This window comes from Mesorhizobium sp. M7A.F.Ca.CA.003.01.2.1, from assembly GCF_003998945.1.
In the GTDB taxonomy this organism is placed as follows: domain Bacteria; phylum Pseudomonadota; class Alphaproteobacteria; order Rhizobiales; family Rhizobiaceae; genus Mesorhizobium; species Mesorhizobium ciceri.
Genome location: NZ_RZRA01001397.1, coordinates 1 through 941, shown reverse-complemented (window position 1 = coordinate 941; position 941 = coordinate 1). Strand labels below are relative to the sequence as shown.

Here is a 941-nt window from a genome sequence, read left to right as displayed (position 1 = left end):
GACCCGGGCTGACGGTCGCGATGACGCCGGCCTCGTCGCGAAAGATCTTGTCGGGCAGTTGCGGGCTGGCCTGGCGAGGATTGTCGGAATGGTTGAACTGCAGCGTCGAGGCGAGCACCGTGCGGCCATTGCTGGCGGCGGTCAGCGTCAGCACGGTGCGCTGCTGCGAGACGATGCGCTCGGCTCTTGCGGTCAGGTCGACCAGCACCCGCACCGGCGCATCGCGGCCGGAGAGCGGCACCGTCAGCGGCTTGAAACGGCCTTGCTCATAGACCCGCCAGGTGCCGATCTCGTGCCCGGAGAAATTGCTCATCGCCCAGGGATAGATGACACCGACGCCGGCGCCGACAAGCAGGATCAGGACAAACAGAAAGCGCATTCACATCACCATGGCGTATCGTGACCTTGCCAATAGCGCCCCGACGGCCAAAAGGCGATGGCCAGTTGCGGCAGCCACCCTGGAGGTGGACCGTACGGGGTGCGAGCGCAACCAGATTGGCGGCGTGGCTGCGCAACAATGCCGATAACGTTCTACCTATGCGCTCAAAAATTAAGCCGTGTATTTCGCGCGCCGCGCTGAACATTGCTGTCGGCTCATTCTTGGCCGTTCTTGCTGTCAGGTTTTGATTCTACCTCAAGGAACAGCTTGGCGCGTCCGGCAACATATTGACGTCGATCGAGCCAATATGCTGATTCATAAACAGGATTTGCCTTGTGCGCCATGCTTCGGTCCGAGAGGCCGTAGCCGCTTTCATGATTAACCATTCGCGAGCGCATTTGGTTAAGGAATTGCTAATTTGGTTGACTATAATTTCCACAGGTATATTTTCGATGCGTTGGGATGTGCAATTTGGGCGAGCAATCGATGGTGACACCGGGCGTGTGATCGCGATTTCGGGGCGCGGAGAATGCTGAGCGGCAGCACGGAGGTTGTGTAGTCG

At 59.1% G+C, this 941-nt stretch carries 1 protein-coding gene and 1 pseudogene; both read right to left on the bottom strand.

Annotated features, from left to right (window positions below):
- A pseudogene (locus EN969_RS32955) lies at positions 1 to 379 on the bottom strand (hypothetical protein); the annotation flags it as partial.
- Between the two features lie 215 nt (positions 380 to 594).
- Complete coding sequence (locus EN969_RS36695; RefSeq protein ID WP_272482885.1) at positions 595 to 723, bottom strand: hypothetical protein; 129 nt, start codon at positions 721 to 723, stop codon at positions 595 to 597.
- Positions 724 to 941 lie beyond the last annotated feature (218 nt).

Excerpts from the sequence above, each read along its gene's own strand:
- EN969_RS36695 (WP_272482885.1), bottom strand. The coding sequence starts at position 723 with ATGGCGCACAAGGCAAATCCTGTTTATGAATCAGCATATTGGCTCGAT.